General features: G+C 39.6%; 11 protein-coding genes and 1 tRNA gene. 4 read left to right on the forward strand and 8 right to left on the reverse strand.

Annotated elements, in window-relative coordinates:
* The first annotated feature begins 58 nt into the window (after positions 1-58).
* Positions 59-538 (forward strand): DinB family protein, encoded by a 480-nt coding sequence (locus tag B0I18_RS14660; protein ID WP_181358480.1) that lies wholly within the window; start codon positions 59-61, stop codon positions 536-538.
* Between the two features lie 45 nt (positions 539-583).
* Here the strand turns inward: B0I18_RS14660 and B0I18_RS14665 are convergent, their stop codons facing one another.
* Positions 584-1,789, reverse strand: a complete 1,206-nt coding sequence (locus B0I18_RS14665) for an NAD(P)-dependent oxidoreductase (RefSeq protein ID WP_106523478.1) — start codon at positions 1,787-1,789, stop codon at positions 584-586.
* A 141-nt stretch (positions 1,790-1,930) separates the two neighbouring features.
* Between B0I18_RS14665 and B0I18_RS14670 the strand changes: the two genes are divergently transcribed.
* Positions 1,931-2,014 (forward strand) — tRNA-Leu (locus B0I18_RS14670).
* A 222-nt stretch (positions 2,015-2,236) separates the two neighbouring features.
* Here B0I18_RS14670 and B0I18_RS14675 read toward each other — a convergent pair.
* On the reverse strand, positions 2,237-2,608 hold the full coding sequence (locus B0I18_RS14675) for a hypothetical protein (RefSeq protein WP_106523479.1): 372 nt from the start codon (positions 2,606-2,608) through the stop codon (positions 2,237-2,239).
* A gap of 321 nt (positions 2,609-2,929) precedes the next feature.
* Between B0I18_RS14675 and B0I18_RS14680 the strand changes: the two genes are divergently transcribed.
* Entirely contained in the window at positions 2,930-3,415 is a 486-nt protein-coding gene (locus tag B0I18_RS14680; RefSeq protein ID WP_146146752.1) for a hypothetical protein, read from the forward strand.
* Between the two features lie 25 nt (positions 3,416-3,440).
* On the opposite strand, the gene B0I18_RS14685 is transcribed toward B0I18_RS14680, so the two are convergent.
* The 4 genes from B0I18_RS14685 to B0I18_RS14700 form a co-directional block, all read right to left on the reverse strand.
* Positions 3,441-4,391: a hypothetical protein gene (locus B0I18_RS14685; protein WP_106523481.1), complete on the reverse strand. Its 951-nt coding sequence runs from the start codon at positions 4,389-4,391 to the stop codon at positions 3,441-3,443.
* Between the two features lie 411 nt (positions 4,392-4,802).
* Positions 4,803-5,279, reverse strand: a complete 477-nt coding sequence (locus tag B0I18_RS14690) for a macro domain-containing protein (RefSeq protein ID WP_106523482.1) — start codon at positions 5,277-5,279, stop codon at positions 4,803-4,805.
* Positions 5,280-5,287: 8 nt separating this feature from the next.
* Positions 5,288-10,405, reverse strand: a complete 5,118-nt coding sequence (locus tag B0I18_RS14695) for a DarT ssDNA thymidine ADP-ribosyltransferase family protein (protein ID WP_106523483.1) — start codon at positions 10,403-10,405, stop codon at positions 5,288-5,290.
* Between the two features lie 196 nt (positions 10,406-10,601).
* Positions 10,602-11,471 carry an SIR2 family protein gene (locus B0I18_RS14700; protein ID WP_106523484.1) on the reverse strand — a complete coding sequence of 290 codons (870 nt, stop codon included), beginning with the start codon at positions 11,469-11,471 and terminating at the stop codon, positions 10,602-10,604.
* 701 nt (positions 11,472-12,172) lie between these two features.
* Between B0I18_RS14700 and B0I18_RS14705 the strand changes: the two genes are divergently transcribed.
* Positions 12,173-12,814, forward strand: a complete 642-nt coding sequence (locus B0I18_RS14705; RefSeq protein ID WP_106523485.1) for a response regulator transcription factor — start codon at positions 12,173-12,175, stop codon at positions 12,812-12,814.
* A gap of 349 nt (positions 12,815-13,163) precedes the next feature.
* On the opposite strand, the gene B0I18_RS14715 is transcribed toward B0I18_RS14705, so the two are convergent.
* Entirely contained in the window at positions 13,164-14,084 is a 921-nt protein-coding gene (locus B0I18_RS14715; RefSeq protein WP_106523487.1) for a hypothetical protein, read from the reverse strand.
* A gap of 674 nt (positions 14,085-14,758) precedes the next feature.
* Positions 14,759-15,712, reverse strand: a complete 954-nt coding sequence (locus tag B0I18_RS14720) for a helix-turn-helix transcriptional regulator (protein WP_245882101.1) — start codon at positions 15,710-15,712, stop codon at positions 14,759-14,761.
* Positions 15,713-15,732: the final 20 nt, after the last annotated feature.

The raw sequence follows: 15,732 nt of genomic DNA on the forward strand, positions 1-15,732 counted from the left end.
ACAAATTAGCCCCCGATACTGTTGAATGGGCTTGCAAAATACCAACTACAATCAAAATATGACCATATCTGAAGCCATTGCCAGCCATTTGCTGGATGTGTTTTTCGGCGAAAGCTGGACTGACGTATGGATCTTCCATACCCTGGAGGACCTGGACTGGAAAGAAGCGATACAGCCGACTGCCGGCTCTCCCAATACGATTGCCTCCCTCCTTCATCATATCACATTTTACAACAAAGTAATCCAGCAACGGCTACAGGGTACGGATCCCGTTATCGGCGAGGCCAACGGTTTCGACCTGCCGCCGGTACACAATGCAGAAGACTGGATCTGGATGAAGACCCTGAACCTGCAGTCGGCCACCGACCTGGCCGAAATGATCCGCCAGCTGCCCGATACTGTATTGCACCAATCCATTGGTAATGTGCCCGGCGCCAGCTCTTATTACAAGCAGTTGCACGGTGTGATTGAACATGCCTATTACCACCTGGGCCAGATCGTGATCCTGAAAAACCTGATCCGTAAACAACAGCAATAAAAAAGTGCCGGCATTGCCGGCACTTTACGCTTTATATAAAGCAGGTTAGTTGTAAGCGTAGTCGCTGAGGTATTCGAAATAGCTGCTCAGCTTGCCTTCCCGGCAGATCGTAGCCCGTTCGAGTATCGTACTCTGTGCGGCCAGCAGTTCGGGCAGGATATATTTGATAATATGTTCGCCGAAGTGTTTGGAAGCATCCCTGGGCAGTTCGTTAGGCAGGTTATCCACCGCCATCACGTCGATCGTCGCATCCGTATTCTGGAAAGGCTCCGTCTTTTGCAGGCTGGCTTTATCGATGCCGTATACAGGATCGGCAATTGTAGAAGCGCCCATATTGATCGGCACCGAACCGTCTTCGTCGCAGGTCACATCGGAGATCACATTCATGCGGAAAGCCGGATCTGCGATATCTGTTTTTTCAAACAGGCGGGGAACGGTCTTATCCCAATAGATCCCGTTCATCAGGATATCTGCGGCCCTGGTAAAGGGTTCAAATTTGCAACGGTATTTTTCGGGGTGATGATGGAAATCTTCGCGGGAATAAGTACCTGTCTCTTTATTTTCATACAGGTTAGCGCCTTTCAGCAGGGTATATACCGGGTAGTCGTATTCTTTAACCAGGAAATCTTCGGGTTCAACACTTTCGATATCCCAGTGGTGCATAATCTCCAGCAGGCCTGCAGTTACCCTTCCGGAGCCGGTTACGGCAATCTTAACCGGGGGCAGTTTTACATAACGGTACTGGTGCAGCATTTCCTGCATGTCTTTGCATACATGCGCGGGGATCAGCGAGAATTTTTTTGTCTTTTTGCCATAGGTCATCAGGCCGTTGTGCGCGCCCACGACGCCGGCGAAGAAGCCGAAACCCAGGATACGTGCGCCATCGTCGTAAGTCAGGGCTTCGTAATCGATCATACGGATCTTTTTTTCGATCAGCGCATGCATCAGTTTCTGGTTATAAGGTTGTTTCTTTTTAGTATGCGAGAAGAAGAAATAAGTTTTGCCGGGGATCAGCTTATCGATGGGTACTTCTTTAATACCGAGGAGCACGTCGCAGTCACTGAGATCGGCTTGCATCCGGATGCCCGCGTCGATATATTCCTGGTCGGCGAAAGCACGGTTGGGCGAGGGTTCTGCTACGAGTTGTATTCCGGGATAAAGTTTCAGCACATCGGCACATTGTTGCGGAGTAAGTGCGACGCGGGTATCTGGCGGTGTTTTGCCTTCCCTGATCAGTCCAATTTTCATCATAAGTAATGCGGTATAATGCGCCGCAAAGATAAGCTATCAGGGGCAAGGGCGGCTACCCGATTTTTTTAATAATTTAGTAAAGGGTGTTTGTTTTTTGAAAAGAAAAAAATTACCTTTGCGTCCCGTTGAATAACGACTGAGGCCCGGATGGCGGAATTGGTAGACGCGCTAGACTCAAAATCTTGTTTCCGAAAGGGAGTGCAGGTTCGATTCCTGTTCCGGGCACTGAAAGCAGAGTACAAAACCCCAATGCTGTAAGGCTTTGGGGTTTTTCTTTGTGATTTCAGAAACGAAATAGAAACGGTTTTGTAAAGATTCCGGTTTTCAGAGAGATTTCGCCGTGATAAATAAGCATTTTTCAGATCAATGTTGTTACCAGAGATTTGAAAATATTACCCCGTCAAAATCTGGTCCTTCTTCCAGAAAATCTGGAGTCTAATCTGTTCTTTAGCGACTGGCATAGTAGTCATTAATTCCCATCGTTGGGTTTGCTTTTAACCACTGCCACAAAGCTGGGTCTCCGGTTTTATCGTCGCCTTTGACCATTTCCTTACTGTTATCTGCTATTCTTTGCAGATTATCGGCAGAGATAATAAAAAGCTTGATCAGTTCCGATACTGCCATCAGGATTACAAAAGATACAACGGAACCAAGGATAACAATCAACCCGATTCCTATTGTTTTGCAAGTTTCAAGATATGGATTTTGCAGGTTGATTACGATGCCATATAAGGCTACGGTTATTCCGATGATCAATGAAGCATAAGCAAGAAAAAGCAGAAATTTAGCAACGATTCTTAATGATTGGTACGATTTCATAGCTGGTTCTTATTTTTTGAGTTTAAATTTTCCTTCAGTGATGACAACTGGTATATCGCTTTGTGCCCCATTGGCATCGGTTGCCTTACAATCTGAGGCAGTGAACTCCCCAACGAACCAGAAAGCATCGTTTTGCGTGATTTTGAATGTAACGTAATGGAATGTGGTATCCACTTTACTGTTCCCCGTATAACCTAACTTGTAGGTCAACTGCACATTGGGAGAATTAGAATTATAGCTGATAATAAACTAATCGAAGCTAGTGACTTTATTCACCATCATTTGGTTAAGCACATAAAGTACTTAGATACAGATATGGCTATGAAGATAGCAATAGGATACTTTGATTTCTATTTCCCATTCGGTTTTGATCAAAGTGGCGGCTATGAGATGGAAGTTTTCCTAGAGGCAGCGGAGGAGATTGGTCGTTATGAGCTGGTTGCATACATCAAACAAATTGTTGAGCTCCTGCTTGTGGCCACAAGTGATTCATCCGAGGCAAGATACCATCTTGAAAGACCAATGAGGGCATTGGCCTCTCTAGTCCAACCTTCGGATGAGGATTGGATCTTAGAAAAACTGGATTCTATGAAAACCAACGAAGGCTTTCAATTCCCAGAATTGCGAAGATCAGCGGAATGTTTGGCATACGCAGGTAGTATAAAATCACTACCATATCTTCAAAAGATCGCAAACCAGTTTAAAGATAAGGAGGCCATCGTTAATATTTGTCAGTTTGCGTTTGAGCGAATCTGTTCGAGAGAAGGCATGCTAGTTGATAGCGATGTCCTAAGCTATTCCGTGTAAAACGTCAGATAGTTATCCTATGAAGCTAGTCGTTAAGAAAACGGAGATTTTTTTGAACAATCTCAAATTTTTCAATCACAAGCTCTTTTAGGACTTTTGTGAATTCATCAATATTTTCAAATAAGGCTGCAAGCTGTCGGAAGCTATCTTTGTCTCCTAAGTATCTATGGTAAAGGGCGCTCCGAACAATGGTCTTGGCGCTGGCATCCCCTTCCTTTAAATTTCCCCTTATCATTTTAAACTTACCGCGATCATAAAGTAGTCCAACAATATTTTCTAACGCATCGGACAAACTATTTGATGGTGCTATACCATATCTGTTTTCTTTGGTGAGCAGACCTTTCTTTAGCTGCGTATTATTACTTAGGATATAGCTTATAAACCGGGCATTGATCTTTTGGTCGCTATCAAGACGATCCTTACAGTCATCGAAACCTAAATTGCAATAACGACCATGGTGCTTAACGAAATCTATTTCTATAGCATGTCTAAGACTCATGTCTTGCTCGAACATAAATTCAAGACAATATTTTCCATTCCAATAGTGGGTATTGGATGCCTTGTCAAAAAACCATGGACCCTTACCATCGGTTGGATCGTAACGTTCAAGAATGCCATCGTAATCTTTCTCTGTGATCAGTATCCTGCAAGCATCCGGTGTATAGTTGATTGACTCTACCCAATAATAATTTTTATGCTTTACCAATGGAGCGAACTCGAACTCAAAGGAAATATTGCCGTAGCGAGACCCATTGGCCCAAAAATTCGGAGATAGCCAGCAGACTAATATGCGGTCCTTATTTAATTTGCTCTTATCGTAAATAAGGCTCTGCTTTATTTTCCCATCTTCTAAGATTCTTACAGCTGTCTTCAAGTGCGCAACATGATAGAGTTGTTCAAGCGGTCTACAGCTATCACTACCGAGTGCGCCTGAAGAAGTAGGTCCTACTTTGTATTTTTCCCAAGGTCGAGTCATACATCGCCTTTTGTTTAGGTGTTTATAAATGCATGCATTGCTTTGAAGGTACTAAATCTTGAAAACTCAAATAGCCATTTGAGAGAAAAAATCGCCAAATCATCTAAATAAGATATTAAAATTGAGAAACGATTTACAATAAAAGGGAGGTAATGATTTTCATCACTTCCTTTCCTAAATTCATGCTCAAAGTGGGCTACGAAATTTGGCAACTACTGATTTTAATCAAATATGCAATTTTGATTTTTCATTTTCTAAAATAAACAAATCCCTTAATTAAGAGAGATTTGTTTGTTATTTTGATTAGAGTGCGGCATTAAGGTGTAAGCGATTTTTATCATTGACTGTATTGATTAGGAGAAAATTCAATTATCAATTTTAAAGATTCTACTTTTACGATCCTGTTCGGTTTCAAAGGCCCGTCAAAAATAATGCACCTGAATTTTCGGCCTTGAATTTCAAGTAAATGGTAACAGGTATATCACAGGTTGCTAAATAGCGTTGCATAAGATTTAGCGAAATATCTGGGTCAATGCCGCCATTACTCGCGCCCAGTAGAGGAAACGCAATTGAAGTTATATTTCGCTCCCTGTAAGTCAACATGAATTTTTCAAGTCCTGCTTCCAGAAAATAAATTTCACTTGGTGCCCGCCAGTCGTATTTTGTTGGGAAGTTTAGAATCCATCGATTTTCAGTCTTATAAAGCCACAATCTTCCAATATCCAATAAGCCCTTTCTACATATATTGGAATACTCTTTAAACATTCGAGGGTACCTGTTTTTGAAATTTAATGCGAGACCTTTGCCCATAACACCCATGCAATTTACTGTGTTTACAATCGTTTGGGCATCGCTCTCAAATAAATCTCCCGCTTCAATAATATTCATAATTGCAATTAAATAAGTGATTCCAACTTGGCAAAGTTACTCTCAACTTCTCCTTTAAACAGTAATCTTTCTTTCACATTGTCAAATACCAAGTCTCCAGTTACGTCATCTGAAAGAAATATCCTATCACGAAGTGACTGATAACCTGCAGCATCGCACTGATAGAATATTGTTATATAGGGAAACAACTCTGTTAATTCCAGATTTAGAGACTGCGCCATTTCATTTAAAAGTTGAATTGTTGTTGTTAAGTTATTCGACTTATGCGGATTTAGATAGCGCCCAAGTGGATCACCATCGATAATTTTTTTTGCCACTTCAAGGCTATCCTCAGAATATGGAAGCATCGGCATTATATCGTCAATAATCTTCAAGGTCTCCTGATGTTGCAGATCCTTGTTACCTAGTCCGATGGCAACAGGCTTTCCGATATCATGTAAAGCAAGGCAAATTAAATACTCGTGCTCTGTTGAGAATAACTTTTGTTTAGAAGAGAAGTAATTCAAATAGTTTTCAAGCACGGCAATGGTGTGCTGCTCTAAAGTTAGACCATCTGGGCCACCTACCTTTTGGGCATAGAGGTAGGCCAAAACCGGGTGCTGTTTCAAAATTGATAGCAGCACTTCGATATTCATTGTCTCATTTTCCATCCAGGATTTAAGCCTATTCTTAATCCACAAAATATCGAACGTTGACTCATTTGAGTTTGTATAAGTTAACCAAATATTTCCCTTGTAATGATAGAACAGTTTATAAATAATTTCTTCATTATTACTCACCAGTTTGATAATCTCGGGAGTAGTCGTAGTCACCCACTTGTCGCTCGTTGACTGGGTAATTTTATTGTCTGTTATTATACCACTTTCTCTATTTGCTGTATGCTGCAAGATAAATTGTCCTTTGTGAGGTTTTGATAAGCTTGCAGCGAAAATTGGTGTCGAATCTTCTATATTTACTTTTGGATTCTCGTTATTATAAAGAGAAGGTATAATCCGAATTCGATGTTCCCATTTCGTGTTATCATCTAATAAGGCCAGCAGACTTCTTTTGGCCGATTCATTCTGAACTCCAAGCAAATATTTAACGTCATTGAGATTCAGTTGATCTTTTATGAGGAACTCCTGGTGCGCTGATACAAGAAATCTATTCAATGGAATTTCAGGCATATCTTTATAAACTCCCTCAAAATCAAATTTACTAACTAAATCAAAATCGTTGCCAAATTCAACATTTGGAGATGCCAGTGATCCAAGACTGATGCTCCAGTCCACATGATCAATTACGTTTTCCAGCGAAATGATAAAGAAAATTGGGACCGGACAAATAGGATCGCTCCCAAGTCGAGCAATAGATTGTTCAGCGCGCCCAAGATTTTCAACATAATACTGGGTAGGCGTTTTACCGCGAAAATAGAACCTCGCAAACGTCTTTCGTTCATCATCCGTTTGCGAAATAATACCTGAACCAGCCGAATCTTTAAATGTAGCAGAATGTCGGCTTTTAATTGCACCTTCTTTGATTATCGAAACCGCATTCTCCAAATGGCTGAAGTGAAAAATACAAACCACCTTTTTCGGGCAGTTCGCCTTGAGGCCGTTATACAATAGTGTCTTTGGATCATTGCCAGACTGAGCTATTAAAGTTGCGTTTTGTTTTACGTTTTCCTCCCAAAGGACATGGTAGTCCTTATGCTCTCTGTGAGTAAGGTCATAATCACTTCCGACAAGGTCAGCGCCTTCATCAATAAGCGGTGAGGCTGACCGAAACTCTGAGTCTTCAATATTAGCCGTTGGTGGGAGCCCGATTCCTTCTTCAGTGAAATACTCGATAATTTCCTCTTCGTCAGAATTCAACAGGAAAGTTAATTGGTTTTGATGTTTTTTGGCATGGGCCAGTTCACAAAGCTTTTCTGAAAGCGAGAATATTACTTTAGCCGAGGTCCATTTTGTAACGACATATAATTTGTCGCTTGCAAAATAAATACTGACTTTCTTTCTCCAACTATCTCCATGTGTTATGTTCAATTTTTCAGCCTCGAAAACCTCAAGCGTCTTAAAAGATATTTCAAGCTCTGAAAGCATCTCCTCATAACCGCTTTGCTTTTCATTTTCACGCCACTTTGCCCAATATGGAATGATTTGTTTCAATTTCGCGGCCAGACTGGTAGAGGGTTTTGCTTCAGGCGCATCAAGGACAAATTCGCTTTGCTTTAGAATCTTAACTTGAAGGAGCGCGAGCAATTTTTCAAGTTCATCATGCCTTTGATTGCCAACGCTAAAATATGCAAACGTGAATCCAGCTCCTAAGGCAGTAGAGTCACCGTCGAGGTAGTAATGGAGCTCTTTAGGACTGCGGTAATTGCCTGACTCATCAGCAATCATTCCAGAGACCGACCAGCTTTTTATACTGGCGAGCTCGTCTTCGTTATATGACAAAAAACTTTCAAGGAGGTATTCAAATACCTGTTGTTGGGCTGTTTTACCACTATCAGGATCTTCGCCAATTTTAGTTAATAATAGGAGGTAATCTGCCAGTTCCAACTTGGTGCGAAACTTAAAAAATGATCGCCAGTCTGCATCTAGTTCTGGTCCATCAAATACGGGAAGATACTCGCCTGCCAGCTTCGTAATCGTATCAATGTTTAGGAGCATAGCCTCAGCAGAACGGCAAGTGCCATCCGATGCAGGAAGGCAGGCTATTTTTCTAACGTACCAGCTAATATAATTGGGGACATCATCGCCGGTATCTGCACCGGGATATCCAGTACGCCCCCAATAGGCTGTAGCTTCCTTTTGAATTTCTTTTAAGTCGACTGAGTTTATTACGTTTTCCCAATAGACCTTTGAAATCTTAACTTCATTTACCCGGTGTAACAAAAAAAGTGTTGCTATGTTGCGGTAAGCAAATGGACTGAATTTCGTTGTAAATGGCTGCTTAAAATCAGTAAATTGATCAAAATATCCCTGCTCAATACCCGATGAACGTAATTTAAAAACGGTCAAGCGCTCGGAATATAATTCGCGCGAAATAGCATCTTTGACTCCTAATGAGGTAAAGAAACTCCTCCAATTAGATGCTTTTGCACTTTCGGTTATGTATTTTATACTAACGAAAATGTCGTCGTCTAAATGGCTCTGTAATTTTAAAGTCGGATGATAGTCATCAGAAAGGAAACAATCTTTTGCAGGTAATAGAGATCCTCCAATTGTCAGCAATTTTAACCTGGTAAGTTTCGCGAGCGTATCTTTCCCAATATCTCCTTTTTCGAATAGATTAAAAATATCCTGGATGGTCTTGAGCGCATTTTCTTGTGTGACAAATATTTCAGCATTGGGGATAATCGATTTCTCTAAAAATGTCACATCTGATTTCTCGACTATACCAAGGCTTTCGAGCCAATTCTTTACATCAGAATTCCCCTGCGTCCATCTATCTATGTCGGGATGAATAAAAAACAATCGACTTTCCGGATCTGGTTCCTCGCCAGGCGCTGGGAAAAAGAGATCTTTGGGGCATCGCAAATTGAGGTTAAGATCAAGCATAAATGGCCAGCCGGAAAGAACTGTGTTGCTTATATCGGTAATTTTTTCATTTTCGCTTAAGCGCTTGAGATGAAGGATTAGTTCTTTGTTATTGGTTATGTTCCTATTCGCGGCAAATGCTTCGTCAGCCAGTAAATTAGGCACTTGGGACCAATCAAAATAATTTACACCAAACGACTTTAACTTTTTGTCATCTAACGACTGAACAAGTGGTTGCATAGCAAGTTCGGCAAAGCCACCCTTTGTGCTCATATAATTACAAACTGACGCAGCCCCAACGAAAGCTTTTTCTGATAGAAAGGTGAAATCTATAAGCGCTTCTTTAGCTCTTAATAGTGTACCAGCTCTACTTAAAATAAAAGGAATATTGGTTTTGGCTATTCCCAGTTGTTTATTAAATGCTGCAGTCAGGTCATTACCGTTTTCGAGTAGAGTTGGTAACAATTGATAAACACTGGATTTGAACTCGCTGAATACTAATTCTGCTACCCAATTCAAAAGTTCACGCGGGATGTTTTCAAAAAGCCACTGATTCCATTCGTTCTGTTTATGGAGTGACTCTCGATTAGCGACCATATAGAAAGCGGCGTTAACCAGAACCGGAAAATGATATCCTCGTTCTTCCGTAGGTAAGTAGGCGTATAGCCTTCTTTCGGCACTAGGAACTGGGATTATTTCACCATCCTGCAACTTGGCAGCAAGGACAATTTCGGCTTTCGTTGCTGACTTAATTTTGTCTGGAATTTCAGTGTTTTTGCTCAGTTTCGACCGTAGATCATCGGGCACTACTAACTCAATCGTTTTTTTTAACCAATGCGTCTGTTCCGATCCATTACTTTTTATTTTGAAGTTATGTTCCGCTTCTTCAATAATTTCAAGCTTGACTACCCGCCCAAAATTAAATTCAAGTTTATTAATATTCTTCAAAAAGAGGTACATGTCAATTTTTTGCGACAGTTCAGTAATCGCTTCCGTAATTTCAACTACCTTCTTCAGATGAATGATTGTGGCAACATTCCATTCCCCTTCAGTCAAAAATTTATGTATAGGTTGCTCCACTTGTGCAGCCTCTGTGTAAATCGGAATAATAGGCCAAGGGTAGTTGAATTTCCGATCATTTTCTACCTCCCAATCCTCTTGAGTACCTTGCCAACTTTGATTCCATTCGTGTTCGTAAGCGGTATCAAATCTAAAATATTCCCCATCGGAGTAGATGGTCACTTTTTCCGACTGTCCAAAAACTGCCTTAAAACCAATTCCTTTATATCCGGTCTTATCGTTAGCTTTTTTCTTTGTACCGTCTGCAATACCGGAAATACCTCGAACATCTCTCTCATCAAATTTTTTCCCTGTATGAGCCACTACAAGGTTGTCACCAAATAACTGAATGACAACCCTTATTTTTTGGTGGTTTATGGAAGAGTCATCTGCATTTTGGAGTAATTCGTAAATAAATCTTTTTGAATCTTGATAGAGATCACCAGAAAGCGACCCCAATGAAGCCATTTGAGTAACGGCCTGTTCCGGTGAGTTGTAGTTAGTAAAATCTTTGAATATTTTTTCAGTAATTGGTTTTAGTGACATTGGTTTGTATAGAATGACATTGGTTTGTATAGAATAATGTGTTGTAAGAAATGACAAACTGTTAGTCTTAAATTAACAGTAGGTTTACTACTCGTTATTTTCCTGACTTGTAGCAATCTGAAGGCTCAGCTATGATAAGTAAGAAGGGAACTTAATCTAATAAGATTTGGTAACTTCTTGCAATCAAAAAAATAAATTAGATAGATGAGAGTATCTCTTTATAGTAGGATATTCCATGAGCCTTATTGATAACCTTAATCTCAACTCCATTCGCTTTTAATAAGTCTAACTTGAAACACGCAGTTTTTACGAACGCTTCAGGGATATAGTATGTAATATTATTAGTGAATTTTATTTTCTGTTTATAAAGCAATTGCCTGGCTCGGTATGTTAGCAACCACCATAGGTCTGTCTCCACAAAATCAAGGGTAAGCCCGATGATGTGTATGTCTTTTACAAAAAAGAGATCAATCCAGGATTGAATAATTTCAAATTCTTTTCCTTGCTGTAGGCGTTTAACAAGTGAACGCTTTACAATGCGATTTGATTTATAATCTGGTACGGAGGCCGCATAATTCCGCATTTTTTGCAGCTGTCCACCATAGTGTTCATATCCCAGATTTATGCTCATTGGTGATCTACAATCACCGTGTATATGCCAGAAGGTTGTCGTGCCAATTTCGTATCGACGAAAAATGCTGTATAAGTTTTCGTAGACAAGCCCATCATTTTTTTGAGGCTCGCTACCTTCCAACAGAAAATCGTAGTTTGTTGTTATTACATGTGCTGGTGCGATGTTCCGGATAAGCTCATGTATTTCGTTAGCTTCAATACGTGATACATTTTGGGCGATGAATTCTTTTAAGGCAAGTTCTTTTCCGATCCGCTTGAGTTTGAATGCGTTCAAAAATATCTCCTCATAAAATAAGGGGAACGGTTTCTGCTTGTCTTTGATACTGCAGTCATCTTTACAAAAAGCAAGAAGATTATCAAGTAAATTGTCCCATGTAATGCCTTTTGAGATTGCATTAACGCCATTGCCGATAAGCAACGCCAAGTCTTTCATAGCTGTTGGTTTAATAGGTTTCAGAGAATCCAATCAATGTGTATTCACCACTCAAATAAAAAATTCGATCTTTTATCTAATTAGCTGTCTCTGACGCTGCACAACATAAGAATTTAATATTAAACAACAACCCCCATTTTGGTGGGGGCTTAATGTGAATTCTCAGTAAAGAAGATTTTCTGAATTTTCAGACACGAAATAGACACGGTTTACAAGTAAAGAAGAGTAAAATGCGGCTGTTTGGAGAGTAAATAAATCCTTGTTTTATTAGGATTTAAGGTTTTAGCTAGTTTGTGCTACTGCCTGTTCCGGGCACAATAAAACCCGCGCTGAGCGCGGGTTTTGTCTTTTTACGACTATCACCATTCTATATCCCACAGACTCTGCCTTTCAAGCACCCTACATTAAGATACAGAAACCTGTAAGCCTTACAAAGCTCTGTCCTCAACTTTAATTAAAGCAAACTCGAGGCTGCCACGAATTAAATCGCATTCAGGTGTTATAATCGACGTTACTCTCTTATAAAATATGCCAACTCTATACGGGAGAACAGTAAACTTCTCAAGGCTATAAAAAATTCAAATAGCACTGATCCTCTCTTCATGAAACACTATGAAAACTTTCGTTTTATTGAAAAAATAATGCAAAAAAGCGAAATAAATATTACAATAGAGTATCTTTGCTAAAAGTGTAAATTCTGCATGCGCATCAATAGCAACTTAAATATAGCCGTTGTGGATGATCATCAAATCATTATTGATGGAATCCGTTTACTGTTAAGGGACAAGGTAAATATTGTACTCGAAGCTCATAATGGGTTAGATTTTTGTAAAAAGCTTAAACACCTTAAGCCAGATGAACAATTAGATTTAGTACTTCTTGACGTAGGAATGCCGATTATGGATGGATTTGAAACGCTTGACTGGATAAAAAAGAATTACCCATCATTAAAGGTTATTATACTAACAATGCATAATAGCACAGAAAGCGTTTTAAGAATGATTGAACTTGGGGCAGATGGTTATATGCTTAAGTCTACCAATAAAGTTGAGCTCTTAAATGCGTTGAATGGTGTGATTAATTTGGGTAGCTATTACCCCAATTGGGTTTCTGAAATTCTGGCCAAACAATTCAGAAAAAATACCCCAACATTAAACGAAAGAGAAATAGAATATATAAAACTCGCAGCTTCCGACCTCACCTCAAAAGAAATAGCAAGCAAAATGGGAGTTGGTGTAAGAACAGTAGAAGGAGTAAAGTCTTTCATTTTGTCGAAACTAAATATCCGTACATCTAGTGGATTAATTGCATATGCAATTAGAAATAACCTTATAAACTTTTAGCTTATAACCTATTTATATGGATAGACCCAATTCAAAACAAAGGGATGAAAAATTTACAATAAGCTTTTGGGGATTAAAAATAAATTGCGCCAACCCAGGAAAACAATCAATTCTTATCTTAATTATAGTTTTTCTGTTCTTGTTAGTTATAATAATACAATTAAAGCCTTATATATTTGCGCTTGCAGCAGCTAGTAAGGGCAAAGGTATCCTGACAAGGATCATAAACTAAGGAAATTATAGTGTATCAACTTATAATGTAAAAGTGGCGAGGCTAAAAACGGATAGAAAGGATGGCAAAAAGCCCCTCAAAATGAGGGGCGTTACAATAAGGATTACAGATTATGCACTACATTCTATTTAGGAAAAACCTGATATTTCCAACTGATCCGGACAGCTTGTTACGATTCCTATCCTCAATTGTTAGTATGTAATATTTATACTGACCTGAACCGTAGGTAAGCATTTTTATCAGATTAACATTTGGAAGTACTTGAAAAATTCTTATCTCTTCTGTTTCCGGAGGTTTACCTTCTAACTCCCCACCTAAATAAGTAATCTTATCTTCTTTAATCACTAAAGCATTGGGGCCACCATTTTCCGATGCATAATGCCATTGTCCGGAAAAGCGTTTAATTGCCCGTTCCGGTTCATATTCTTCAGCTTGAAGTATTAATCTTTCTTTGTCACGTGTAAGTTCTTTATTAGAATCAGAGAGGGACGTATTGTACTTTTTCACTTGCGTCATATCCTGAGCAGATTTTTCATCTTTCTGTTTCAGCTCTAAAATCCGTTCTTCCAACCCAAATATCTTTGACTCTAGTTGACTATATCGTATTTGAAGAGAACTTTCTTCTTTAATAATTTCTTGCAGGCGCTTCGTCCTATCCATATATTCTTTACGTAACAACAAATACCTATTGATAGATATTGACCCGTTTTCGGAGTACTTCAAAACGGCATTTGACCCTTCTTTTCTTCTCTTCGCATTAAAAGCGGAAATAAAATTTTTCAAATAAGGATATCCGAAAGTATATAGAATCGCCGATCCAGCCGGGATTCCCCAAAGCTGATACCAGGGTATTTCAAGATGCATTATGTAATCAATTGCACCTTTCATTTTCATTTCTGAGAAGTCCTTCGAATCATACTTCATCAATATTACAGGAATTTTCCAGTTCGTTATGAGCCAGGAAATAGCGAAGGAAGAAAACAACGGGCTTGATGAACGGTCTTTCAGCTCTTTAAAAAATTCAGAAACCTTGTCCAATATGTGCTTTTTTTGCAAATATATAAAACATACTTAAACCACCAAGTATTCTATTCATTCGCCAAAACTGGCCGCTTTTTTCAACTAGTTAAATTGTCGTTCCATTTCCTGCAATTCAGACCATACAATATTGCCACGAAACGGTTTATCTAGTTTCTTATCCAGCTTGGCAATCAGTTCCAGCAGACGCTGTACGGCTTCGGAGTAGAATCCCGGATCCTGCCGGAAAGAACTCGCGTTTGTACTTTTATAGGGCTGGAGTGTACCACCGTTACGATAATGCCCGGAATATTCGATCCTTTCGACAGCGCCCTTATAGTTTAGAGCCTCTGCAGCTCTGCATTTGAGAGCTCAATGCAATCCCATACTCACCTGTTAAAATTGGCCGCTCTACCATTGTTGATCTGCTTTTGCTACATTTTTTGTTCGATAAATGCAGCTAAATCAACAATACGGCCTCTTGTAAGATTACCAGGCATAAATTGGAAACGACAATCTATTGCCCTCCGTCGCAGATGCAGCCATTTAGCCAGCTGAGTAATGGGGCAAGTTCATCGGATTTTCCATTACACAAGCCATAAAGCAATATTGTATTTAGAGAAAGGGATTCCCATGCTATATTTTTTTGATTGGGAAATCTGTTACAATCGTAGTCTTACACGCTTGCGCTTTTTTTACGCCAATTCCTTGCTGTATTTTTTGGGCTTCTTCCCAATATGTTTTTCGAATACCCTGGAAAAGTGACTGAGATTCTCAAAGCCCATTTGATACCCCACTTCTGATACGGACAACTGCTCATCCCGTAAAAGGCGTGCAGCTTCTTTCATGCGTGAATGCTGGTAATAATCGTAAATACCCATTCCGAAAACCTGCGTAAAAAGTTGACGCATTTTTAATTCGTTCATTCCTGCAATCTGCTTTAACGTGGCGATAGCGCTCGGCTTGTCCAACGATGAAATAATTTTGTCCCTTACGCTGTAAATAGCTTTTATATCCTTACTGCTTAGTTTTTGATGAACAGATTGCTCCCGTTTGTTCAAACTTTGAAACAAATAGAAAAGTAGTTCCATTGTTTTTAGTTTGTAGTAGTAGCTATTGAGTGCCTCTGGTTCTTCCTTTCTGGCAATATCATTTATAGTGCGCAGTATATCATCCGTCATCATTTCTTCAATCAAAAAATTGCTGCCCTTGTCGAAGAAAAACGGGAAATGCTCCGCATCATTTTTCAAAAAACTTTTCAGGTACTCGGCACTGATAAATACAGACACCACCTTTACATGGGAATTGCTCCTGAAAACGCTGGTGTATGGAAGTTCGGAAGGAAACACACGTACATAGGGCGGCTTTTCCTGTGTTTTTAATTTTCTTTTGCCCTTTGTAGGTTCGTCATCATCAAAGGCATTGTGAAAGAAAAAGCGGATGCTGTTTTGAATATGCTTAGGCGGTGTCGTATGTCGTGAGAACGTTTTTTTTACTTTATAGGAAGCAATAAATAAGGCAAAATCAGGTAGGAAATCGAAGTTTTTTTGAAATTGCACCTCTATGTTTTGCGCCATACGTTCCCCGATATCGTAACCGATTTTATGCGCAAACTGAAGAAAGTTTTGTCCTTCTCTTTCCGTCATCATAATTTTTACGACTATTTTTA

The sequence above is a fragment of the Taibaiella chishuiensis genome, from assembly GCF_003014535.1.
Taxonomy (GTDB): Bacteria; Bacteroidota; Bacteroidia; order Chitinophagales; family Chitinophagaceae; genus Taibaiella; species Taibaiella chishuiensis.

Excerpts from the sequence above, each read along its gene's own strand:
- B0I18_RS14660 (WP_181358480.1), top strand. The coding sequence starts at position 59 with ATGACCATATCTGAAGCCATTGCCAGCCATTTGCTGGATGTGTTTTTC.
- B0I18_RS14665 (WP_106523478.1), bottom strand. The coding sequence starts at position 1,789 with ATGATGAAAATTGGACTGATCAGGGAAGGCAAAACACCGCCAGATACC.
- B0I18_RS14675 (WP_106523479.1), bottom strand. The coding sequence starts at position 2,608 with ATGAAATCGTACCAATCATTAAGAATCGTTGCTAAATTTCTGCTTTTT.
- B0I18_RS14680 (WP_146146752.1), top strand. The coding sequence starts at position 2,930 with ATGAAGATAGCAATAGGATACTTTGATTTCTATTTCCCATTCGGTTTT.
- B0I18_RS14685 (WP_106523481.1), bottom strand. The coding sequence starts at position 4,391 with ATGACTCGACCTTGGGAAAAATACAAAGTAGGACCTACTTCTTCAGGC.
- B0I18_RS14690 (WP_106523482.1), bottom strand. The coding sequence starts at position 5,279 with ATGAATATTATTGAAGCGGGAGATTTATTTGAGAGCGATGCCCAAACG.
- B0I18_RS14695 (WP_106523483.1), bottom strand. The coding sequence starts at position 10,405 with ATGTCACTAAAACCAATTACTGAAAAAATATTCAAAGATTTTACTAAC.
- B0I18_RS14700 (WP_106523484.1), bottom strand. The coding sequence starts at position 11,471 with ATGAAAGACTTGGCGTTGCTTATCGGCAATGGCGTTAATGCAATCTCA.
- B0I18_RS14705 (WP_106523485.1), top strand. The coding sequence starts at position 12,173 with ATGCGCATCAATAGCAACTTAAATATAGCCGTTGTGGATGATCATCAA.
- B0I18_RS14720 (WP_245882101.1), bottom strand. The coding sequence starts at position 15,712 with ATGATGACGGAAAGAGAAGGACAAAACTTTCTTCAGTTTGCGCATAAA.